This is a genomic window from Halovenus carboxidivorans (genome assembly GCF_009831575.1).
GTDB lineage: Archaea > Halobacteriota > Halobacteria > Halobacteriales > Haloarculaceae > Halovenus > Halovenus carboxidivorans.
This window is the reverse complement of the sequence record NZ_WUUT01000001.1, coordinates 499,483-521,746: the sequence shown is the minus strand read 5'-3', so window position 1 is coordinate 521,746 and position 22,264 is coordinate 499,483. Positions and strand designations below refer to the sequence as shown.

Annotated in this window: 18 protein-coding genes; 6 read left to right on the top strand and 12 right to left on the bottom strand. The window is 65.9% G+C overall.

From position 1 onward, the window contains the following. Nucleotides 1-35 precede the first annotated feature (35 nt). The 10 genes from GRX03_RS02540 to mbhE are packed head-to-tail and all read right to left on the bottom strand — an operon-like array spanning nt 36 to nt 9,290. A complete protein-coding gene (locus tag GRX03_RS02540) occupies nt 36-962 on the bottom strand; it encodes an NAD-dependent epimerase/dehydratase family protein (RefSeq protein WP_159762611.1) in 927 nt (308 codons plus the stop codon). A gap of 49 nt (nt 963-1,011) precedes the next feature. Beyond that, complete coding sequence (locus tag GRX03_RS02535; RefSeq protein WP_159762610.1) at nt 1,012-1,977, bottom strand: cation diffusion facilitator family transporter; 966 nt, start codon at nt 1,975-1,977, stop codon at nt 1,012-1,014. Nucleotides 1,978-2,020: 43 nt separating this feature from the next. Beyond that, nucleotides 2,021-3,169: a PQQ-dependent sugar dehydrogenase gene (locus tag GRX03_RS02530; RefSeq protein WP_159762609.1), complete on the bottom strand. Its 1,149-nt coding sequence runs from the start codon at nt 3,167-3,169 to the stop codon at nt 2,021-2,023. A 54-nt stretch (nt 3,170-3,223) separates the two neighbouring features. After that, entirely contained in the window at nt 3,224-3,616 is a 393-nt protein-coding gene (mnhG, locus tag GRX03_RS02525) for a monovalent cation/H(+) antiporter subunit G (protein ID WP_159762608.1), read from the bottom strand. Nucleotides 3,617-3,647: 31 nt separating this feature from the next. Then, nucleotides 3,648-3,941 (bottom strand): monovalent cation/H+ antiporter complex subunit F, encoded by a 294-nt coding sequence (locus GRX03_RS02520; protein ID WP_159762607.1) that lies wholly within the window; start codon nt 3,939-3,941, stop codon nt 3,648-3,650. Next, nucleotides 3,934-4,563, bottom strand: coding sequence for a Na+/H+ antiporter subunit E (locus GRX03_RS02515; protein ID WP_368277905.1), 630 nt, complete (start codon nt 4,561-4,563; stop codon nt 3,934-3,936). The genes GRX03_RS02520 and GRX03_RS02515 overlap by 8 nt, the downstream gene beginning before the upstream one ends. Then, on the bottom strand, nt 4,560-6,149 hold the full coding sequence (locus tag GRX03_RS02510) for a complex I subunit 5 family protein (RefSeq protein ID WP_159762606.1): 1,590 nt from the start codon (nt 6,147-6,149) through the stop codon (nt 4,560-4,562). The genes GRX03_RS02515 and GRX03_RS02510 overlap by 4 nt, the downstream gene beginning before the upstream one ends. Then, on the bottom strand, nt 6,146-6,490 hold the full coding sequence (locus GRX03_RS02505; RefSeq protein WP_159762605.1) for a sodium:proton antiporter: 345 nt from the start codon (nt 6,488-6,490) through the stop codon (nt 6,146-6,148). The genes GRX03_RS02510 and GRX03_RS02505 overlap by 4 nt, the downstream gene beginning before the upstream one ends. Then, complete coding sequence (locus GRX03_RS02500) at nt 6,487-6,948, bottom strand: MnhB domain-containing protein (protein WP_368277904.1); 462 nt, start codon at nt 6,946-6,948, stop codon at nt 6,487-6,489. Before GRX03_RS02500 ends, GRX03_RS02505 begins: the two co-directional genes overlap by 4 nt. Continuing rightward, nucleotides 6,945-9,290: a hydrogen gas-evolving membrane-bound hydrogenase subunit E gene (mbhE, locus tag GRX03_RS02495; RefSeq protein ID WP_159762604.1), complete on the bottom strand. Its 2,346-nt coding sequence runs from the start codon at nt 9,288-9,290 to the stop codon at nt 6,945-6,947. Before mbhE ends, GRX03_RS02500 begins: the two co-directional genes overlap by 4 nt. Before the next feature lie 160 nt (nt 9,291-9,450). On the opposite strand from mbhE, the gene GRX03_RS02490 reads away from it, so the two are divergent. Next, nucleotides 9,451-11,286 (top strand): outer membrane protein assembly factor BamB family protein, encoded by a 1,836-nt coding sequence (locus tag GRX03_RS02490; RefSeq protein WP_159762603.1) that lies wholly within the window; start codon nt 9,451-9,453, stop codon nt 11,284-11,286. 15 nt (nt 11,287-11,301) lie between these two features. Here the strand turns inward: GRX03_RS02490 and serA are convergent, their stop codons facing one another. Next, entirely contained in the window at nt 11,302-12,888 is a 1,587-nt protein-coding gene (gene serA, locus GRX03_RS02485; RefSeq protein ID WP_159762602.1) for a phosphoglycerate dehydrogenase, read from the bottom strand. Between the two features lie 98 nt (nt 12,889-12,986). Then, nucleotides 12,987-13,154: a DUF7556 family protein gene (locus GRX03_RS16480; RefSeq protein WP_201289158.1), complete on the bottom strand. Its 168-nt coding sequence runs from the start codon at nt 13,152-13,154 to the stop codon at nt 12,987-12,989. A gap of 266 nt (nt 13,155-13,420) precedes the next feature. Here GRX03_RS16480 and GRX03_RS02480 point away from each other — a divergent pair, with 266 nt between their 5' ends. The 5 genes from GRX03_RS02480 (at nt 13,421) to GRX03_RS02460 (ending at nt 22,178) form a co-directional block, all read left to right on the top strand. After that, on the top strand, nt 13,421-14,272 hold the full coding sequence (locus tag GRX03_RS02480) for a CBS domain-containing protein (RefSeq protein ID WP_159762601.1): 852 nt from the start codon (nt 13,421-13,423) through the stop codon (nt 14,270-14,272). Then, nucleotides 14,269-16,011 (top strand): glycine--tRNA ligase, encoded by a 1,743-nt coding sequence (gene glyS, locus GRX03_RS02475; RefSeq protein WP_159762600.1) that lies wholly within the window; start codon nt 14,269-14,271, stop codon nt 16,009-16,011. Before GRX03_RS02480 ends, glyS begins: the two co-directional genes overlap by 4 nt. Nucleotides 16,012-16,017: 6 nt before the next feature. Beyond that, nucleotides 16,018-16,638: a diacylglycerol/polyprenol kinase family protein gene (locus tag GRX03_RS02470; protein ID WP_159762599.1), complete on the top strand. Its 621-nt coding sequence runs from the start codon at nt 16,018-16,020 to the stop codon at nt 16,636-16,638. A gap of 61 nt (nt 16,639-16,699) precedes the next feature. Further along, nucleotides 16,700-17,122, top strand: a complete 423-nt coding sequence (locus GRX03_RS02465; RefSeq protein ID WP_159762598.1) for a PPC domain-containing DNA-binding protein — start codon at nt 16,700-16,702, stop codon at nt 17,120-17,122. Nucleotides 17,123-17,126: 4 nt separating this feature from the next. Then, complete coding sequence (locus GRX03_RS02460; RefSeq protein ID WP_159762597.1) at nt 17,127-22,178, top strand: DNA polymerase II large subunit; 5,052 nt, start codon at nt 17,127-17,129, stop codon at nt 22,176-22,178. Nucleotides 22,179-22,264 lie beyond the last annotated feature (86 nt).

Below are 22,264 nucleotides of genomic sequence, written 5' to 3'. Positions count from 1 at the left end.
TGCCTAAACCCTTATACTCGTCGAAACCGCCCCGTCTACAGCTCTGTGAGCAGTTCTCGGGTCGCCGCCCGGATCGCCTCGTCGCTCGACCGCGTCGGCTCCCAGCCGAGCGCGGCGAGTTTCTCGATCGAGAGGCGCATCTTCGGTACGTCGCCGGTCCAGCCCCGGTCGCCGCCGGTGTAGGATCGGTCGGGGTCGACGCCCATCTCCTCGGCGACGATACTCGCGATGCGGTCGACGGAGGTCGTCGTCCGGGTGCCGAGGTTGACCGTGTTGACCGGATCGTCGGTGTGTTCGATCACGTGCAACATGGCGTCGACGCAGTCCTCGATGTGGAGGTAGGACTTCTCCTGGCGGCCGTTACCGAGAATTTCGAGGTGGTCGGGATCGGCGCGGAGTTTCTCGATGAAATCCGGGACGACCGCCCCCCGGAGCCGCGGGCCGACGACGTTGGCGAACCGGAAGGTCCAGACCGTGAAGCCGTGGCTGTGGCCGTAGACCGAAAGTAGACTCTCCTCGGCGAGTTTACCCGCGCCGTAGATGCTGATCGGTTCCAGCGGGGCGAAATCCTCCGGCGTCGGCCGAGGGGCCTCGCCGTAGACCGTCGAGGAGGAGGTGAATGCGATCCGATCGAGGCCGACCGCCTCCATGCGATCCAGCACCGTCTCGGTCAGCGTCGTGTTCGACTGAAACTGGGCGATGTCGTCCCGGGAGGCGTCTTTGTCGGCCGCGAGGTGAACGACGAGGTCGAGGTCGGCGGTGATCGCCTCCGCGGCTATCTCCGGATCCGCCAGATCGCCGGTGACTAGTTCCACCTCGTCGGGGAGCCACGTCTCGTTTCCGTTCGAGAGGTCGTCGACCACGCGCACGTCGTGGCCGTCCGCGAGTAGTCGCTCGACGAGATGTGAGCCGACAAAGCCCGCACCGCCCGTGACGAGAATCCGCTCGGCTGACAGTGACATATCCGATCCTGGACGGCCGAGGTAGTAGACCTTCTGATCGGGGGCGGCCTCAGAGTCGGGGCTCGATGTAGACCAGTTTCACGCGGTCGTCGATCCCCTCCAACTTCGATTCGAGTTGCTGGATGTCCTCGTCGATCTCACCGGTTTCGAGTCCCGAGTCGAAGCTTACGTCCGCCGTGACGAGAACCTGGCCCGTGCCGATGAACATCGTCCGGAAGTCGTCGACGTGGGCGACGCCGTCGTGATCGGTGATGGCGGCCTGTAGATCCCGTTCCACGTCCGTGGCGAGACTCTCCCCGAGGATCAGCCGCTTGTTCTCGAAGGCGAGCAACAGCGCAAAGAGCATCAGCAACACGCCGATGACCACCGCACCGAGGGAGTCGTAGGTCGGGTTGCCGGTCGCTCGGGAGGCCGCCTGGCCGACCAGCGCGACGACGAGACCGATTAGCGCGATCGTGTCCTCGGTAAAGGCTGTCAGCGTCGTGATATCGCTGGTCTCGGAGAAGGTTTCCCGGTAGCCCGACCAGCCGTACTCGTCCATCTGCCGTTTGAGTTCGGCCCGAGCCTTCACGAAGGCGTACGTCTCGAAGAGGATTGCGCCCACTAGAATCGCGACCGATACCCAGAAGGCGTCGACCGGAAGCGAGACGTCGAGTGTGAAGCTGAGGAACTCGGCCGCGCCGGTCTCGGTTCCGTGACCGCCGGCCCGGAGTTCGTGGATCCCGTGTTTCAGGCTCTCCCACCCGGCGACACCGAACAGTAGCACCGAGACGAGAAAGGCGAAGAAAAACTGCGCTTTGCCGTAGCCGTAGGGGTGGACTTCCGTGGCCCCGCGCTGGCTGTACTTGATCCCGATCAGGAGCAACACCTGGTTGCCGGTGTCGGAAATCGAGTGATACGTCTCCGCGAGCATCGACGGACTCCCCGTGAGCAGATAGCCGATGAACTTCAACACCGCGATTGCTCCGTTGGCGATCATCGCCGCGAGGACGACGCCCGTGTTCTGTCCGGCCATACGCCACCTGTCAGGAGGATCGCACAAACAGGTTTCGGTCCGATCAAAAGGCCGCCAGGGGGATCCGAATCAGTCGGTCGTCGTCCGCCCCCGGCTCGCCGCGGCCGTCGGTGTTGCTGGTCGTGAGGTAGAGATACTCCCGGTCGGGGCCGACCGTGACGCCGCGGATCCGACCGAAGTCGCCAGAGAAGTGCGCGGTGAAGGCGCTCACTCGTTCGCCGGTGATCGTCGCCTCGTACAGGCGTTCGCCGCGTAGCCCGGCGAAGAACACGCTGCCGTCGACGGCGGCCGTCCCCGCCGGAGCCCGGGTCTCGTACGCGCCGGAGTGGAAGACGGGCGAACGCATCTCCGGGGCGGTCTCGTCGCCGCGAATCTCCGGCCAGCCGTAGTTCGCGCCCCGTTCGACGAGGTTGAGTTCGTCCCGCGCGTCCGACCCGTGTTCGGTCGCCCAGAGCCGGCCCCGATCGTCCCACGCCAGCCCCTGCGGGTTGCGGTGGCCGTAGGAGTACACCTCGTTGCCGAAGGGGTTGTCCTCGGGGACCCCGCCGTCGGGGGTGAGTCGGAGGATCTTGCCCGCCAGCGAACCGCGGTCCTGTGCGAGGTCGGACTGGGTCGCGTCACCGGTCGTCACGTAGAGGTGGTCGTCCGGCCCGAAGGCGATCCGACCGCCGTTGTGAAACCGGTCGCTCGGGATGCCGTCGATGATGACCGTCTCGTTTCGAAGCTCGTTAGAGGCGAAGTCGACCTCGTAACGGCGGACCGTGTTCTCGACTGACTCGCGGGCGACGGTCTGGTAGACGTAGAGATAGTTGTTCTCCTCGAAGTTCGGATGGACGGCGATGCCGAGCAAGCCGCCCTCTCCCAGCGGTGGGGTGTCGAGTTCGTCGAACTGTTCGAGCACGCGCCGTTGGCCGTCCTCGATCAGCAGGAGGTCGCCGGACCGCTCCGTGACGAGATAGCGCCCCTCACCGAGGACGACCACCTCCCACGGGACGTCCAGGTTCTCCGCGAGGACCTCGTATTCGACGGTCTCGGCCGAGAGTCCGGACCCGGCTCCGGTCTCGGTCGGCGCGAAAAACTGGTCGACGGGCAGCCCGAACACGAGCACAGCGGCGACTACGAGAACGGCGAGGGCGACGATCGTCGCGACGGCACCGACACCGACGCCGATGCCGAACGTCCGACGGTTCACGACCTGGATTGGTGCCCGAGGGTGAAAAGGGTCGTGCAGGGGCTGACCAGCCGATCAGTCCTCCGGGGTGTCGTCGCCTTCCGGACGAGTCGCGGGACTGTCGGGGTCGGCGTCGCGGTGTTCGGTCGGCCAGGTGACGCTGCCGAGGAAGGGGACGCCGATCTTCTGTGCGGCGCGGGCGATCATGTGCGCTCCCGTCGGGACGGTCAGAAAGAGGAAGACGATCCCGACCAGCGAGGTGAGACCGGCGCCGCCGGGGCCGAACTGGACGAATCCCGCAAGGAAGATGGTCGCGGTGCCGAGCGTCGTCGGCTTGCTCGTGGCGTGCATCCGGTTGTAGACGTTCGGGAGCCGAAGCAGTCCGAGCGTGCCGACCGCGAGGAAGAAACAGCCGACCACGACGAGGGCGCTGATCGTCACCTGCTCGACGACGTGCAGGTCCACCATCAGCGCCCACCTCCCGCGGGGCCACGGCGAGTCATCGTTGCCTCCGCGTGATGATGTCGCCTTCAGTGATGTACTTCGCGACCGTCACCGTCGAGAGAAAACCGATGATGGCGAGGACGATACTCACCGTGACGAACAGGCCCCGGTCGGTCTTCAGCGCGACCAGCATCGCAATCGCGATGACGTTCGTCGCGATGGTGTCGAGACCGACGACGCGATCCGGAACCGTCGGGCCGCGGATGACCCGGTAGCCACAGAGCAGACACAGCGCCGCGACGAGGATCAGCGCGGCGTCGATGACCGTCGCCGTCGTCGCGTCAACCATCGTTCTCACCTCCGACGCGCTCGCGGCGCTCGTCCTCGGAGATGCTCTTCGGCTCCGGGGGGTGATCCGGCGGGTGGACCGTGATCTCCGGCGGCGGGTCGGCCGGCGACCGCCGCTCGTCGAAGATCATCAGCGCGTAGTCCTCCCACTGACGGATCGGTTCGACGACCGCCTCGGGCGAGCGGCCGTCGATCATGTGGACGTACAGCGCGTTCTCGTCGGGGTCGTGATCGAGCGTCACCGTCCCCGGGGTGATCGTGATGCTGTTGGCAATCGTCGTCACCCCCAGCGCCGTCTCGACGCGGAGCGGAACCAGCACCACCTGCGGTTCCAGCGCCCGGTCCGGGACGAGCACGCGATAGGCCACGTCGAGGTTCGCGATCAGCACCTCCTTGAAGAAGACCAGCACGTACAGGAAGACGTACGGGACCGCCGAAAGCGTCTGGCTGACGTCAACTTCCTCACCGTAGAGTCGGCGGAAGACGTAGGCGACGGGGAGGCCGACGCCGAGACCGACGAGGAAGGTCGTGCCCACCGGCTGGGGCTTCGGTTTCGGTCCGGCGACGAACACCCACAGCACGGCGAACAGCAGGCCGGCGACGAGCCACCGTCTGATCTTCACGAGCGCTCACCCCCGAGAACGAGGTCGACGTAACCGTCGGTATCGAGCGCGGCGTCGGCGGCGGCGTCGGCAAACTGGACGATCGGCTCGAAGCCGACGCCGGAGGCGAGAACGACGGCGGCAAACGTCGACAGCAGCGCGACCTCGACGGGATCGATCCGGCCGCGCACGACGGCCTCGGTCTGACCGCCCCAGAACGCACCCATCCACGCGCGCGTCGAGTACAGAATCGTCAGCACGGCACCGACGACGAGGACGAGCAGAATCGCCGCGGCACCGGCGGTCGTCTCCGTTCCGGCGGCGGCCACGGCGAACCGCCGGGACGCGGCGTCGAAGACGAACAGTTTGCCGAAAAAGCCAGCGAGCGGAGGGATTCCCACCAGCGACAGTCCGCCGACGAGCATCACGCTCGCAAACGCCGGCGAGCTATCGGCGAGGCCACCGAGCCGAGAGAGTCGTGTCGTCCCCACAGCGTCACGGATGACGCCGGTCGACAAAAAGAGCAGGCCCTTGGTCACCGCGTGGTGGAACGCGAAGACCAGCGCGGCGAGCACGCCGAGATGTCGGAGCGAACCGGTGCTCGCGGCGGCGATGCCGATGGGAACGGCGATGAAACCGATCTGTCCGATACTGGAGTACGCGAACAACTCGTCCAGAGAGTCCCGGGTGACCGCGCCGAGACCGCCGACGAGGATACTCGCCACGCCCATCAGAACCAACACGGGGGCGAGAAACCCGATCGACGATCCGGCGTCGGCACCCGGGACCGCCACCGAGAGGTCCGCGTTTCCGAAGACGGTGAAATACAGCCGGATGATCGCGTAGATCCCCACCTTCTTCGTCGCACCGGCGAAGACCGCGACGACCGGCAGCGGCGCGGCGCGGTAGGCCGAGGGAACCCAGAACTGAAACGGGACGAGCCCGGCTTTCAGCGCGAACGTGACGAAGATCAGCGCCGAGAGACCGACGACCGCCCCGGTGACGCCGCCGGGGTCGGCGAGGACGCGAGCCATATCGGCCATGTTCAGCGTGCCAGTCGTCGCGTAGAGTCCACCGATGCCGAGCAACATCAACACGCCGCCGATGATGTTGAGCACGACGTACCGGACGGCGGCGGCGGTGTGCTGTGCGTTGCCGTAGAAGGCGACGAAGACGTAACTCGCCATCAGCATCACCTCGAACCAGACGAACAGGTTGAACAGATCCCCCGTCAGCAACGCGCCGGTCGCGCCCAGCAGGAGAAACTGAAACATGGGGTGGTAGTAGACCCGCTGGTTGCGGTCGTCGATGAACCGAACCGAGAAGACGACCGCGTAGACGGCGACGATAGCCGTGAGCGCGAGCATGAACGCCGACAGGGCATCCGCGACGAGCGTGATCCCGAAGGGGGCGCGCCAGCCGCCGACCTGATAGACGACAGCGCCGCCGGAGACGACCTGCCAGCAGAGAGAGCCGACCGCGCCGGCGTACCCGAGGGTTCCGAGGACACTCACCCCCCGCTGGAGGCGGGGCCATCCGCGGACCAGCAGGGCCGCTGTCCCGGTGAGCAACACGGCGAGCATCGGAGCGAGTGCCAGCAGACTCATTGTGGCCACTCCGTCACGTCGATTGTCTCGTTTTCCTGGTAGGCGCGGTAGGACAGCGCCAGCGCGAAGGCGGTCATCCCGAAGCTAATGACGATGGCCGTCAGGACGAGCGCCTGGACGACCGGATCGGCCGTCTCGGGAAACGGCGCGTAGTACTCCGCGAGGACGGGAACCGTATCGCCGGTCGGTTCGGTGATCCCGCCCATCGAGATGAGATAGACGTTCGCCGCCTGTGAGAGAATTGCCAGCCCCCAGACCACTTTCACGAGGTCGTCGCGCAGCAGCAGGAAGGTCCCGAAGGCGAAGAGCACGCCGACCGTCGCGGCGAGTGCGAGACTCATTCCGCACCCACCACCGAGAAGATCGTCAGCAGGCCACCGACGACCACGCAGTAGATGCCGAGGTCGAAGACGACCGCGCTCGCCAGTTCGATTTCGCCAAACAGCGGGAGGTGGACGTACGTGTACGTCTGTGCGAGAAACGGCGACCCGACGAACAGTCCGGCAACGGCGCTCCCGACGACGACGGCTAGTCCGAACACGAACAGGCGACGGTACGCCGCGACCGTGCGGTGCTGGCCGATGTGGCGGTCGTAATCGACCTCTCGGTCCAGGACGCCGGCCTCCAGGTAGTCGAGGTTGTAGGCGACGTACACCAGCGTGAACGCCGCGACGGTGAGCACGCCGCCGATGAAACCGCCGCCGGGGAGGCTGTGGCCCTGCAGAAACAGCGAGACGGCGACGACGAGAATGATCGGGACGACGATCCGTGCGGTCGTCCGCGTGATGACGGTCGTCACTGTGTCTCACCCCTGTCTCGCATCGTCAGCAGGACGAGCACCGAGAGCGCGGCCAGCACGATCACGATCGACTCACCGAGTGTATCGAACGCCCGGAAATCCGTAAGGATCACGTTGACGATGTTCGCACCGCCGCCCTCCGGAATCGCGTTGTTCGTGAAAAACGACGCCGTCGGGGTCGGAGCGCCGGCCCCGTCGGGGGCCGCGTACAGCACCGAGACGAACGCCGTCGCGCCGACGGCGACCGAGAGCGCACCGTCTCTCGCCGCCCGGAGCAGGTCGATTTCGCCGTAGTACGCCGGTAGCTCCTCCAGGACGAGCAGAAAGATGAGAAGCAACAGCGTCTCGACGACCAACTGTGTCAGCGCCAGGTCCGCGCCGCTGGCGAGGATGTAGAAGATTGCGACCATAAAGCCGAGAATCCCCAGCGTGAGCACGCCGGTCACGTGACTGTCGGCGGTCGTGACCGCGACGGCAGCGACGACGGCGACGGCGAGGACGAGAACGAGCGCGACCGGCGTCTCCGCGACGGCAGGCGTCGGCAGGCCGGTCGTGGCCGTGGCGTACCCCGCGACGGTGAGGACACAGGCGGAGAGCAACACCCACCAGACGTAGGTCCGGATCAATCCGTTGTGGACCGAGCGTCCGACGAGACCGCTCGCACGGTCCGTCGCGGAGAGGAGAGCGTCGTACCCAACCGTCGGGTGAACGAGCGTCGTCGCCGCGCGAACGCGCTCGAGGGACGCGCGGATGCGGTCGTAAAACGGGAACGCGGCGACGCCGACGGCGATGGTGATCGCGCTCATGACGACCGGCCCTGACAGCGACGTGGGGATGCCGGCGTGGATTTCGACGTGGCTCACCGCCGTCGCGCTCGCGGCGTCGTCGACGAGGAGATCGATGGCGACGCCGGGAACGACGCTGACGGCGGCGACGGCGACGGCAAGCACCGCCGGCGGCGCGAGGAGACCGAGCGGCGCGCGGTGGACCGGACCGAGGCCGTCGGGCCGGGGGCCGAAAAACAGCCAGAGAAACCGAAGCGAGTACAGCACGGTAAAGACGCTCGCGAACACCGCCGTCGCGGGGTAGAGCCACAGGAGTCCGCCGCCGTGGACGGCGGCCTCCCACGCGGCCTCGAAGAGGATCTCCTTGGAGTAGAAGCCGTTGAACGGCGGAATGCCGGCCATACTCAGCGCGGCGAGGACGGTGATACCGGCGGTGATCGGCAGATCCTCGCGCAGGCCGCCGAGGTCGTCGATGGCCCGAGTGCCGGCCTCGTGGGCGACGATTCCCGCGACCAGAAAGAGCGTGGCCTTGAACAGCGCGTGGTTGAACAGGTGAAAGGCCCCCGCCTCCGCGCCGTAGTGTGACTCGAAGCCGAAGGCCGCGACCATGAGGCCGAGGTGGCTGGCCGTCGAGTACGCCAGCAGTTCCTTGATGTCGGTCGCGAGGACGGCCAACAGCGCGCCGACGGTCATCGTCACCATCCCGAGAGTCGCGACCAGCGCCATCCACTCGGGACCGTGAAAGAGCGGGCGGAGACGGCCGAGGGCGTAGACGCCGACCTTGACCATCGTCGCGGAGTGTAGAAACGCCGAGACGGGGGTCGGGGCGACCATCGCACCGGGCAGCCAGACGTACAGCGGAACTTGCGCGGACTTGGCGGCGGCGGCGACGGCGACCAGCGCGAGCGCCGGGAGGAAGACGCCCTGTGCGCGCATGGCGTCAGCGACCGCGCCGCGGTTGGCGAGAATCGCCGCGAGGTCGAACGGTGCCAGCCCGACCGACTCGGCGCCGACCGCGATCAGGAGGATGCCGACGAGCAGGCAGAGACCCCCGCCGACGGTAATCACCATCGCCATCCGTGCCGAGTACCGCGACTCCGCGTCGTCGGTGTAGTAGCCGATCAACACGAACGAACAGACGCTGGTCAGCTCCCAGAACAGAAAGAGCGCGACGAGATCGGCCGCCAGCGCGACCCCGAGGATCGAGCCCATGAAGGCGAGCAGGGCCATGTAGAAGCGACCGAGATCCGGCTTGCCGTGCATGTACTCCCTCGCGTACGCGAAGATCAGGATCCCGATGCCGCTGGCCAGCAGGGCGAAGAGCAACCCGAAGGCGTCGACGGTGAACCGGAAGGCGACATCCATGGAGGGAATCCAGGGGGTCGAGACGGTCCCCTCGGCACCGACCTGGGTGAGCAGTAGAGCGAAGCAGACGGCGGCGACGACCGCGCCGACGTAGCCGACGGTCTCCCCGAGCAAGCGGTACAGAAGGGGCGCGAACACCGCCGCGAGGAACGGGAGGGCAATCGCCAGGGCGAGGACGAACAGATCGGCCATCGATTGTGTGCACTCACGGACAGATCTGACTTAAGCCGACCGACTCCAGTCGGTCCGTCGACAGGAGTCGCCGGACCGGAGGCGACGACGAGCGGTGTCGCGGGGCGACCCATCGGTGCGAGAGAACGCCGTTTTAACCCCGGACACGTAACTGGGGGTAATGGACTCGGGATGTACGCGCCGGGAGTTGCTGGGTACGATCGGGACGGCCGCGGTGGGAGCGGCCGTCGCCGATGGCGTCAGCGCCCAGCAGTCGACTGCGGAGGAGTGGCCGACCTTCGGCTACGACCGGACACACACAGGACACAATCCCAACGGAACCGGGGTGACCGAAAACCCCGGCGGGTCGTGGCAGTATCTCGACGCCGAGGAGGCCTACCGCGCCAGCGTCGCCGTCAGCGACGGGGTGGTCTACGCCGCGAACCGAGACGGTAACCTCTACGCCGTCGACGCGACGACCGGCGAACTGGTCGACGGCTGGCCGGTCGGGTTGGGTGCGCCCTCGGAAGCGCCCCCGACGGTCGCCGACGGGACGGTGTACGTCGGCAACGAGAGCGGAACCGTCCGAGCGATCGACACGGACACCGCCGAACTACAGTGGCGGTTCGACACCGAGCGGGCGGTTCGCGGTGCGCCGGTCGTCTACGACGGGACCGTCTACGCGACGAGCACCGACGGCTCCGTCTACGCAATCGACGCGGAGGCGGGCTCCGAGCTCTGGACGTTCGATACGGGCGAACAGACGACCGACGACGTGGAGATTCGGGGCGGACCCGCGGTCGTCACCGACGGCGGCGTGACCGTCTACGCCGCGAACACGGGCGGTCTCGTCTACGCACTCACGGAGACCGAAAGCGGTGTCGAGGAGAAGTGGGAGCGGATCGTCCCGAACGGACAGATCCAGACGACCCCCGTGGTGGCGAACGGGTCCGTCTACGTCACGGCCGTCCAGAGCGCGGCCGGGTTCGTCTACGCACTCGACAGCGCCAACGGTCAACAGGAGTGGACATACGAGACCGGCGGAGCGATCGTCGCAGCCCCAGCGGCGACCTCGAACTACGTCTACGTCGGGGCCAGAGATCAGTTCCTCCACGCGGTAGACGTGAATTCGGGCGAGGAACAGTGGCGGTTCGACACCGGACGCCAGATAAACTCCACGCCGGCGGTCGTCGACGGCACGGTGTACGTCACGAACTTCGGCAACGACGTGTTCGCGCTGACCACGGAGGGAGACGAGCGGTGGAGTACCGAGCTCCTGGGGACGATTTCGGCCTCGCCCGCGGTCGCGGGCGGACGGCTCTACATCGGCAGCGAGAACAGCGGACTGTACGCGCTCGAATCCGGCGCCGACGTGACGCTCTCGCCGGGGACGACCACCAACTCGACGGTCGAAGACAGCCCCCTGGGGACGCCCGAGACCAGCCCCTTCGGGTTTCTCGTGCTGCCGGCGGCCGCGGTGACGTTTTTCGGGGTCCTCGCCGGCGGGCTGTACGTGCTGTTCACCTCAGACTGGGCCAAGCAGTTCGAGGTCGAGGAGGCCCCCATCGAGAAACTCTACGAAGACGAGGAGGAGGAGCCCGACATGCCGGGTTTCGACCGGCGCAGCGAGACCGAGGTCTGGTCGGTGATCGTCGGCGACGTGATCAGCCGCGCCGAACACAGCGAGACCGTCGCCCGCGAGGACGTGATCGTCAAAAAGTACGTCGACGACACGCTCGACGCTCCGGTGACGGCGTACGAGATCGAATCCGCGCGGGACGATCCGGTACAGATCACCATCAGCGAACCGGTGCTCGGGGAGGCCGACGCCCTCGCGGACCAGCCGCTCAACGAGGGGTGGCGACTCGGCGAGCGGCTGACCTTCGAGGCGACCGTCGCGCCCGGCGAGACGGTCAGGACGATGGTCGGCCGTCCGGACACGCCGGAGGACGGCCTCGACGGACTGCTCGAGCGACCCGAGGTCGGTATCGACAGCAACGAAACGGACGAAAAGTAGGCTGTTCTGCGGGCGTTACCGACCGTTCAGCGAGATGTACTTCGTGTCGATGACGCGGTCGTCGGCGTTGAGTTCCTCGAGGACCTCCTCCGAGACCGGGTCGTCGAGGTTGTAGACCGACAGCGCCTCACCGCCGATGGTCTCGCGGCCGTTGAACATCCCCGCGATGTTGATGTCGGCCTCGCCGAGGACGCTGCCGATGAAGCCGATGACGCCGGGAGCGTCCTCGTTGCGTGCGACGAGCATGTGGCCGTGGGGAATCGCGTCGACGCGGTAGCCGTCGATCCGGATGATGCGGGAGTCGTCGCCGACGAACTGCGTGCCACAGACACTGACGCTGTCCTCGTCGTTGCTGACCGTGACGGTCACGCGGGACTGGAAGTCCTCGCTCTGGCGGGACTTGGATTCGGTCACGTCGATGCCGCGGCGCTCGGCGACCCGGGGAGCGTTGACGGCGTTGACCTGCCACTCCAGGGGCTCGAAGACGCCTTTGAGCGCGCTGGCGGTGACGAGATCAACGTCCTCGTCGGCGATGTCACCGAAGTACTCGACATCGACTTCCTCGACGCGCTGGTCGAACAACTGGACCGCAATCTTGCCGGCGGTGTCCGCCAGGTCGATGTACGGCTCGATTTTCGGGAAGGAGCTCTCGTCGACGGAGGGGGCGTTCAGGGCGTTCATCACCGGCTCCTCCTCGAAGGCCGCGAGGATCTGTTCGGCGGTTTCGGTGGCGACGTTCTCCTGGGCGGCCTCGGTCGAGGCACCGAGGTGTGGCGTGACGATGATATCCTCGACCCACAGAAGGGGGTTGTCCCGTTCGACCGGTTCGTTGGCGAAGACATCGACCGCAGCGCCGCTGAGGATCCCGTCGTCGACGGCCTCGGCGAGCGCTTCCTCGTCGACGATACCGCCGCGGGCGCAGTTGATGACGTAGCCGCCTTCGAGCTGTGCGAGTTCCTCGGCGCCGATCATGTTCTCGGTCTCGTCGGTCAGCGGCGTGTGGATCGTCACGAAATCAGCCGCGCGGAGACACTCCGTGAGATCGTTGACGAGCTCCGCGCCGAGCTGCTCGGCGCGTTCCTCGCTGATGTACGGATCGTAGACGACGAGTTCCATCCCGAGGTTGTTCAGTCGCTTCGCGACTTCCTGACCGACCCGGCCGAAGCCGACGATGCCCAGGGTCTTGTCGTTGACTTCGGTCCCCAGGAAGTCACCCTTGGCCCACTCGCCGTCGGAGAGGCGTTCGTGGGCCTGCGGAATCGAGCGGGCCGTCGCGAACGTCATTGCGACGGTGTGTTCCGCGGCCGCCCGGACGTTGCCCTCCGGCGCGTTGGCGACGATGACCCCGTTGTCCGTCGCGGCCTCGATATCGATGTTGTCGACACCGATCCCGGCTCGGCCGACGATGACCAGTTCCTCGGCGGCTTCGAGCACCTCGCGGGTGACCTCCGTCCCCGAGCGGACGATCAGGGCGTTCGCGTCGACGACGGCATCGAGCAGTTCCTCTTGAGAGAGGTTGTACGCCTTCTCGATCTCGTGGCCCTGTTCGCGTATCCGTTCGATGCCAGCCTCCGCAATCGGGTCGGTGACGAGTACCTTCATGCGCGTTACAAACCGTGGCGGGGAGATAACCTTTGTTTTCTGGAGACACGCCTGTGAACGTGACACGTACCCGCACACGACAGAAAGTGTACCCCCCGTTACCGCCAGGCCGGCAGCGACGCTGCCTCCTCGAGCGGCATCGTCACGAACGCGTCGTCTGTGTTGATGTCCGCGAGAATGAACTCTTCCCGTGAGCCATCCTCGATGGCGGCCATGACTTCCGAGTCCGCTTCCCCCGCAGTCTGGACAACAGTATCCGACTCCATGTATGAGAGTATGTAACAACCAAGCATAAACGTATCGGAATCAATAGTGAGATCTGGCGACTGAAACCGCTGGAGTGCATGCCGTCTGTCGGACAATAGTTGGTAAAACATCACATAGAGACAACAGATAACATGAGAATACTGAGAGAAGCAGCGCCGAAAGGGGTCTGAGACGGCGGTTTCCCGGTTCGGTGCGGGGACAGGCCCGTCCCCGTCCGGGGAGAAGTGTAAGTACTTAGTGGGTGGGGCGAGGAATAGACGCAAGTATGAACGTCGAAGATATCATGACGCCAGCCGAGGATGTCGTGACGGTCGAGATTCCGGGCACCCGTGACGATGTCCTCGAGTATCTGCAGGATCGTCAGTTCTCCTCCGTCCCCGCGATCAAAATCGAGAACGGTCGCGAAATCTACCGGGGAATCATCTCCCGGAAGGCGCTCATCGAACGCCCCGACGAGGACCAACTCGCGTTGCTCGCCGAGGAGGTGCCGACGACGACGCTCGATGCCACGCTCGCGGAGGTGGCCGCGCAGATGGCGGAGACCGGAGAGCGCCGGACGCCGGTCGTCGACGGCGAGACCCTCGAAGGTATCGTCACGGTGACCGATATCGTCCGGGCTATCGCACACGGCGAAGCAGGCGAGGGGATCACCGCCGGGGATGTCGCGAAAGACGAGGTGAACTGCGTCTACAGCGGCGCACCGCTGCCGGTCGCCGAGCGGGAACTGTCCTTCGCGGGCGTCCCGTACGCGGTGGTACTCGGTGACGACGGCGCCATGGCCGGCGTGCTCACGGAAGTCGACATCATCGAGGTCGCCCGGGTGGTCGAAGGCGAAGAGGACACCGGCGAGTCCATCGCCAACCAGGACGACGAGTGGGCCTGGGAGGGGATCAAGGCGGTCGGAAACCGCTACATGCCGACCCGGAACGTCGAGATTCCCGCGGAGGACGTCTCGGAGTTCATGACCGCCGACGTGGTGACTGTCAGCCGGAAACGGCCGGTCGAGGAGGTCGCACAGCAGATGATCGAACACGACATCGAGCAGATCCCGCTGGCCAGCAGCGGCCGCCTGGCCGGCATCGTCCAGGACATGGATCTGCTGGAGGCGATCCAATGAGCGAAGGCGACCGCCTGACGGAACTGGCGAAGCGGCGAGGGTTTTTCCTGCAGTCCTCTGGCTCGTACGGCGGTGTCGCCGGCTTCTACACCTACGGCCCGCAGGGCGCGACGCTGAAGGAGAACATCGAGTCGGCCTGGCGAGACCGGTTCGTCACCCGCGAGGGCCACATGGAGATCGACGGGCCGACCGTGATGCCCGAGGCCGTCTTCGAGGCCTCCGGCCACCTCGACGGCTTCGACGACATGATTATCGAGTGCCCGGACTGCGGCGAGAGCCACCGCGCGGATCATCTCGTCGAGGACGAACCGGGATCGGAAGTCGAGGACGCCGAGGCGCTGCCGATTGCGGAGGTCGAGGACCTGTTCGCGGAGTACGAGATCGACTGCCCCACCTGCGGGGCCGCCCTCGCCGGCGAACCGATCGACGACTTCAACCTGATGTTCGGGACGAACATCGGCCCCGGTAGCTCCTCGCCCGGCTACCTCCGGCCGGAGACCGCACAGGGCATCTTCGTCGAGTTCCCGCAGTTGGCCGAGTACGCCCGCAACCAGTTGCCCTTCGGCGTGACACAGATCGGCCGCGCGTACCGCAACGAGATCAGCCCCCGGAACGCCCTCGTCCGGGTCCGGGAGTTCACCCAGGCCGAACTCGAACACTTCATCGATCCCGAGGAGGACGAACCGCCGATCGAACGCGTCGAAGACGTACTCTTGCCGCTGTACTCCGTCGAGCAACAGCAGGCCGAGGACGGGCAGGTGCAGGAGTTGACCGTCAGAGAGGCCGTCGACGAGGGCGTCGTCGCGGACCCCTGGATCGCCTACTACCTCGGCATCTCGAAGGGCTGGTACGAGCGCATCGGCGTCGACATGGACCGGTTCCGGTACCGCCAGCACCTGCCGGGCGAGTTGGCACACTACGCCTCGGACTGCTGGGACGCCGAGACCGAAATCGACGGCGACTGGATCGAGGTCACCGGCTTCGCCTACCGGGGCGATTACGACCTCGCCAAACACGAGAAACACTCCGGCGAGGAGTACTCCGTCTTCAAGCAGTACGACGAACCGGTCACCGTCGAGAAGCCGACCGTCGACCCCGACATGAGCTATCTCGGTCCGGAGTTCGGCGGCGCGGCGGGCGCGATCAGCGAGGAACTGCAGGCGCTGGCCGAACGCGACCCCGACGCCTTCGACGGCGACACCGTCGAGGTGACCGTCGACGGCGAGCGCTACGAGATTCCCGTCGAGCGGACCGGCTTCGCGGTGGAGGAGGTCACCGAGTCCGGCGAGCACGTGACCCCCCACACAGTCGAGCCCTCCTTCGGCGTAGATCGACTGATCTACACCGTCCTGGCGCACGCCTACGAGGACGACGAGGTCGACGGCGAACAGCGGACCTATCTCTCCCTGCCACCGGAGACCGCGCCGACGACCGTCGGGGTCTTCCCGCTGATGGACAAGGACGGCCTCGCAGAACGCGCGCAGGAGGTGGCCCGAGACCTGCGGGCCGCCGGCCTGGAGGTGACCTACGACGACTCCGGGGCCATCGGGCGACGGTACCGCCGGCAGGACGAGGTCGGCACGCCGTTTTGCGTGACCGTCGACTACGACACCCTCGAGGAGGGAACGGTAACGGTGCGAGAGCGCGATAGCACCGACCAGAAGCGAGTCGCAATCGAGGAGTTGGAGGAGACCTTGCTCGCGCTACGCGACGGGAGGGAATCGTTCGAGAGTCTCTGAGACAGGATGTCCTCCGCACCCACCGCTTTCAGCCGGATCGAACAACGGCTCCGCGGCGAGGTCGGCCGCCGGCTCGTCCACGCGAGCGGCACCGGTATCCCGCTTCTGTATCTGCTCAACCTCATCACGTGGGGCCAGGCCAGGGCGCTGTATCTGCTGTTCGCCGGCGGCGCAATCGTGCTCGAATCGCTCCGGCTGATCGTCGGGCTGGACGTGTGGCTGTTCACCCACCTGATCCGGGAGTACGAGGAGGACAACATCGCGGGGTACGTCCTCTACATGCTCTCGAGTACGGTTACGGCCGTCAGTTTCGAGCCACAGGTCGCCGTCCCCGCAATTTTGATGCTCACGCTCGGCGATCCGATCAGCGGGACGGTCGGCGGCGAGGAGTTGCGCGTCGTCAAACGACCGAAGGCGCTGCTCGCGATGTTCGTCGTCAGTGCGGCCATCACCGCGCCCTTCTACTACACGACGCCGATTGTCGTCGTCTGCGGCGGTCTCGCGGGGACGATTGCCGACGGCGTCAAGCCGATCATCCGCGGCTACGTCATCGACGACAACCTCACCATACCGATCGTCGCGGCGGTCGGAATCAGACTCGGTCTCGAACTCGCGGGGAGTCTGTGAGGGCCGACCGTGTCGGCGGTGACCAGTACAGTTTTGACCTTCGCTCTCCTCGAATCCCAACATGGATTACGAGGAAGTTGAGGGTGCACGGGAGTACGTCGCACGCCTCGAACACGGCAGAGACTGGCGCGGACAGATCGAAGACTTTGCCGACGACGAAGGGATCGACGCCGCCTTCTTTTATGGCCTCGGCGCGGTCCAGGACGCGACGCTGCAGTTCTACGATCAGGAGAGCCAGGAGTACGAGGACATCGAGTTCGACGAGCCACTGGAAGTCGTTCCCGCGGTAGGGAACATCTCCTGGCTGTACGACGAGCGGTTCGCACACACCCACGTCGCGCTCTCGCGGCCGGACGGCACCACCGTGGCGGGCCATCTCGACACCGCGACGACCTTCGCCGGCGAACTCTACGTTCGGGAGTTCGACACCACCCTGGAGCGGGAACACGACGAGGTAACCGACCTGGATCTCTGGGGCCTGTGAGGCGATGAGACCCGAGGACGAGCGGTACTTCGACGAGTTAGAGACGGAACTCGACAGGGCGATGGCCGTCGCGAACGAGGCGCGCGAGCGCGGCGGCGACCCCACGCCTGAAGTCGAGATTCCGACCGCCCGGGACATGGCCGACCGCGTCGAGAACATCCTCGGTATCGACGGCGTCGCCGAGCGGGTGCGGGAACTCGAAGGGGAGTTCTCCCGCGAGGAGGCCGCCCTGGAGTTGGTCGAGGACTTCGTCGAGGGGACCGTCGGCGATTACGAGTCCCGCGAAGGGAAAATCGAGGGCGCGGTTCGGACGGCCGTCGCGCTGCTCACCGAGGGCGTCGTCGCCGCCCCGATCGAGGGGATCGACCGGGTCGAACTGCTGGAGAACGACGACGGCACCGAGTTCATCAACATCTACTACGCCGGTCCGATTCGGTCGGCGGGCGGGACCGCACAGGCGCTGTCTGTGCTCGTCGCGGACTACGCCCGGACGCTGCTCGATATCGACGAGTACAAGCCCAGAGACGACGAGATTAACCGCTACGCCGAGGAGGTGGAACTGTACGACAGCGAGACCGGCCTGCAGTACGCGCCCAAGGAGAAGGAGGCGAAGTTCATCGCCAGCAACATGCCGATCATGCTCGACGGCGAGGCGACCGGCGACGAGGAAGTCTCGGGGTTTCGTGACCTCGAACGCGTCGACACGAACTCCGCCCGGGGCGGGATGTGTCTGGTCTTCGGCGAGGGAATCGCGCTCAAGGCGCCGAAGATCCAGCGGTACACCCGCAGTCTCGACGAGGTCGAGTGGCCGTGGCTCCAGGATCTCATCGACGGCAACTACGGGGACGGCGACGGAGACACAGACGAAGAGACGGACGCGGCCGACGAGAGCGACGACGCGGAGGAGAGCGAAGATGAGGCGGACGAGGAGGAAACCACCGACGGCCCGCCGCGCGCGGAGAAATCCAAGAAGTTCCTGCAGGACCTGATCGCGGGCCGGCCAGTCTTCTCACACCCCAGCGAAACCGGCGGGTTCAGGCTCCGGTACGGGCGTGCGCGCAATCACGGCCACGCGACCGCCGGCATCCACCCCGCGACGATGCACCTCGTCGACGACTTTCTCGCGACGGGGACCCAGGTCAAAACCGAGCGACCGGGCAAGGCCGCGGGGATCGTTCCGGTCGACTCCATCGAGGGGCCGACGGTGCGACTCGCCAACGGCGACGTGCGCCAGGTCAACGACGCCGACGAGGCGCTGGAGATCCGCAACGGCGTCGAGAAGATCCTCGACCTCGGCGAGTATCTCGTCAACTACGGCGAGTTCGTCGAGAACAACCACCCGCTCGCGCCGGCCTCCTACGTCTACGAGTGGTGGGTCCAGGAGTTCGAGCAAGCGGGCGCGTCGGTGCAGGCGATGCGCGACGACGTAGCCGTCGACCTCGAACACCCCAGCCCCGAGCGGGCGCTGGAGTGGACCGAGGAGTACGACGTGGCGCTGCATCCCGAGTACACGTACCTCTGGCACGACGTGAGCGTCGCGGAGGTCGACCGCCTCGCTGACGCCGTCGCCGACGGCGAGGTGGCACTCGCGGACGGCGCGACGCGACAGCCCACCGCTGGCTCGCCGGACGGGGAGGAGACGCTCGTGATCGAGAGCGACGCGGAGATTCGCGGCGTGCTCGAAGCGCTGCTGGTCGAGCACACACAGCAGGGCGACACCGTCGAGATTCCGGTCTGGCGGCCGCTCGTCCGGACGCTGGGGTTCGACGAGACGCTGGAACGGACGTGGGACCTCGCCGACCTCAGCGCCGAGGCCCGGGAGTACGCCGACGGCGAGAACGCGATCAAAGCGATCAACGAGGTCGCTCCCTTCGAGGTTCGCGAGCGCGCGCCGACCCGGATCGGCAACCGGATGGGCCGGCCGGAGAAGTCCGAGGAACGGGAACTCTCGCCGGCAGTCCACACCCTGTTCCCCATCGGCGAGGCCGGTGGAAGCCAGCGTGCCGTCGGCGACGCGGCGACCCACGGCGACTCCGTCGAGGGGACCCAGGGCGACGTGGAGGTCGAGGTCGGCCGCCGGGAGTGTGTCGACTGTTCGAGACGCACCCACCGGCCGCGCTGTCCCGACTGCGGCGGCGTCGCCGAGGCGGTCTACATCTGTCCGGACTGTGAGAGCAGAGTCGAACCGGACGAGTCCGGCCGCGCGGAGTGTGACCGCTGTGAGACGCTCGCCTCTCCCACCCAGACCAAGACCCTCGACATCCACGAGGAACTCGACGCGGCGTTAGAGACCGTCGGTGAGCGCCCCTCGGCGTACGACAAACTCAAGGCCGTCAAGGGGCTCTCCTCGAAGGAGAAGACGCCCGAACCGCTAGAAAAGGGTATTCTGCGGGCGAAACACGACGTGTCGGCGTTCAAGGACGGGACGGTCCGCTACGACATGACCGACCTGCCGGTGACCGCCGTCCGGCCGTCGGAGTTGGACGTGACCGTCGAGGATCTGCAGGAACTGGGCTACACCGAGGACATCCGCGGCGACCCGCTCCGCCACGAGGACCAACTGGTCGAACTCAAGGTGCAGGACGTGGTGCTCTCCGACGGCGCGGCCGAACACATGCTCCGGACCGCCGACTTCGTCGACGACCTCCTGGAGCAGTACTACGGGCTGGAGCCGTACTACGAGTTCGAGGACCGACAGGACCTGGTCGGCGAACTCGTCTTCGGGATGGCACCGCACACCAGCGCGGCGACTGTCGGGAGAGTGATCGGATTCACGTCGGCCGCCGTCGGATACGCTCATCCGTACTTTCACGCCGCGAAACGGCGGAACTGTTTCCATCCCGAGACGAAGATCTGGTACGAGGACGAAGACGGGAACCGGCACCACGAGCGGATCGAATCGGTCGTCGAGGACCGGCTGACAGATCCAGAACCCGACGACGTCGGGACACTCGTGCAGGAACTTGAGACCCCGCTCTCGGTCCCCTCGGTCACGGACGACGGAGCGCAGGCGTCCGCTCAGATCGAAGCCGTCTCGAAGCATCCGGCCCCGGAGCACATGGTCGCGATCGAAACCCGCGGCGGTCGCTCGCTGACGGTCACTCCTGACCACGAACTGATTCGATACGCCGACGGTCCGGAACGCGTCAAAGCCACGGAAATAGCCGCCGGCGACACCGTTCCGTCACCCAAAGAGATTAGCTACGACGGCGATCCGTACGAACTCGATCTACTTGCGGCATTCATCGATGCGGACTCGATCCCGAACGAGGATCTGATGATCCGGGGCCTCGGCTCCGAGCGGATCAAGCAACTGTTCCGAGAGCATACGCCCGGAGAAGGGTACGTCGGTCCGTGTGCGGATCAGTTCGGGGTGAGTACGTCGACGGTCTACAACTGGGTGAGTCGTGACAGCGTCCCGGCCGCTCGGCTTCTCGACCTCGTGAGCCGAGAGGAACTCGTCGAGACGCTGCCCGACGATCTCACGCTCGCTGTGCGGCGAGACACGGCAGAGATCGACCGACGGTTCAGCATCGACGAGGAGTTCGCCACACTGCTCGGCTACTACGCGGCGGAGGGCTTTACCCGACGGGAAAAGGGGTCGTTCTACCAAACGACAATCTGTGTCCCGGACGAACCCGCCCGGGAACTGGTCACCGAGACCTTCGACGACCAACTCGGCGTCGACGCCTACGAGGAAAACGAGTGGAAAATCACGGCTTCGAGCCGACTTGTCGGGACGCTGTTCACTGACGTGCTCGAACTCGGCGCGCGAGCGGAGACGAAGCGCATCCCCGAGCCGTTGTTCAGTGGACCGAAGCCGCAACTCCAGAAGTTCCTCTCGGGATACTTCACCGGCGACGGCAGCACGGCAGCGGATCGAATCGAAGTCCGAGCACACACCGTCAGTACGGAGCTCGAATCGGACCTTCGAGGCGCACTGAAACGGTTCGGTATCGCCGCGAAAACGTACACGGAGCGTCGGACATACGACTCCGGCGCCATCGCGGAATTCTACGACGGCGATCCGACCTTCGAGACGCAGGTGCTGAAAATCACCTCGGAAAACGCCGCACGGTTCGCCTCGCGTATCGGCTTTGACCTGCCCCGAAAACAGACCCAACTCGAAGCGTCACTGGCCAGTACCGAGACCAGACCGCAGCGGCTACTCGGCGACGGCGGAGATGTCTGGCTCGACGAAGTGGTCTCCGTCGAACACGTTGAGCCCGACATCTCGCACACCTACTGTGTCACCGTCGAAGATACTCACGCGCTGGTTGCAAACGACATCTTCAGCGGCCAGTGCGACGGCGACGAAGATTGCGTGATGCTGCTTCTGGACGGGTTATTGAACTTCTCTGAGAGCTTTCTACCCGACCAGCGCGGGGGGCGGATGGACGCGCCGCTGGTGATGTCCTCCCGGATCGACCCCGCCGAAATCGACGACGAGGCCCACAACGTCGACATCATGCGGAGCTATCCCCGGGAGTTCTACGAGTCGACCCGCGAGATGGCCGAGACCGGTGAGGTCGAAGAGATCATGACCATCGCCGAGGAGACGCTGGACACCGACCAGCAGTACACCGGCTTCGATCACACCCACGACACCACCGATCTGGCCGCCGGTCCGGATCTGTCTGCGTACAAGACCCTGGGATCGATGGAGGAGAAGATGGACGCCCAACTGGCGCTGTCGCGGAAACTCCGGGCCGTCGACGAGTCGGACGTGGCCGAGCGGATCATCGAGTTCCACTTCCTGCCGGATCTGCTGGGCAATCTCAAGGCCTTCTCCAGCCAGGAGTTCCGGTGTCTGGACTGCGGCGAGAAGTACCGTCGCGCGCCGCTGACCGGCGACTGCCGGGAGTGCGGCGGCGATATCAACCTCACCGTCCACGAGGGATCCGTCAACAAGTACATGGACACCGCAATCCACGTCGCCGAGGAGTTCGGCGCCGACGACTACACGAAACAGCGGTTGCAGATCCTCGAACAGCGCATCGAGCGCATCTTCGAGAACGACAACAACAAACAGTCGGGGATTGCCGACTTCATGTGACCGGGGTAGCACCCGAGACGCGGGCAGATTCGGGGTGAGCACGTCGCCGGGAAGATTGGATTTATGAGTTTTACGGCCGTATTACT

Coding starts and splice junctions, on each gene's coding strand:
- GRX03_RS02465 (WP_159762598.1), top strand. CDS start 16,700: ATGGATTACGAGGAAGTTGAGGGTGCACGGGAGTACGTCGCACGCCTC.
- mbhE (WP_159762604.1), bottom strand. CDS start 9,290: ATGGCCGATCTGTTCGTCCTCGCCCTGGCGATTGCCCTCCCGTTCCTC.
- GRX03_RS02480 (WP_159762601.1), top strand. CDS start 13,421: ATGAACGTCGAAGATATCATGACGCCAGCCGAGGATGTCGTGACGGTC.
- GRX03_RS02490 (WP_159762603.1), top strand. CDS start 9,451: ATGGACTCGGGATGTACGCGCCGGGAGTTGCTGGGTACGATCGGGACG.
- mnhG (WP_159762608.1), bottom strand. CDS start 3,616: ATGGTGGACCTGCACGTCGTCGAGCAGGTGACGATCAGCGCCCTCGTC.
- serA (WP_159762602.1), bottom strand. CDS start 12,888: ATGAAGGTACTCGTCACCGACCCGATTGCGGAGGCTGGCATCGAACGG.
- GRX03_RS16480 (WP_201289158.1), bottom strand. CDS start 13,154: ATGGAGTCGGATACTGTTGTCCAGACTGCGGGGGAAGCGGACTCGGAA.
- GRX03_RS02540 (WP_159762611.1), bottom strand. CDS start 962: ATGTCACTGTCAGCCGAGCGGATTCTCGTCACGGGCGGTGCGGGCTTT.
- glyS (WP_159762600.1), top strand. CDS start 14,269: ATGAGCGAAGGCGACCGCCTGACGGAACTGGCGAAGCGGCGAGGGTTT.
- GRX03_RS02460 (WP_159762597.1), top strand. CDS start 17,127: ATGAGACCCGAGGACGAGCGGTACTTCGACGAGTTAGAGACGGAACTC.
- GRX03_RS02470 (WP_159762599.1), top strand. CDS start 16,018: ATGTCCTCCGCACCCACCGCTTTCAGCCGGATCGAACAACGGCTCCGC.
- GRX03_RS02510 (WP_159762606.1), bottom strand. CDS start 6,149: ATGAGTCTGCTGGCACTCGCTCCGATGCTCGCCGTGTTGCTCACCGGG.
- GRX03_RS02535 (WP_159762610.1), bottom strand. CDS start 1,977: ATGGCCGGACAGAACACGGGCGTCGTCCTCGCGGCGATGATCGCCAAC.
- GRX03_RS02520 (WP_159762607.1), bottom strand. CDS start 3,941: ATGGTTGACGCGACGACGGCGACGGTCATCGACGCCGCGCTGATCCTC.
- GRX03_RS02505 (WP_159762605.1), bottom strand. CDS start 6,490: ATGAGTCTCGCACTCGCCGCGACGGTCGGCGTGCTCTTCGCCTTCGGG.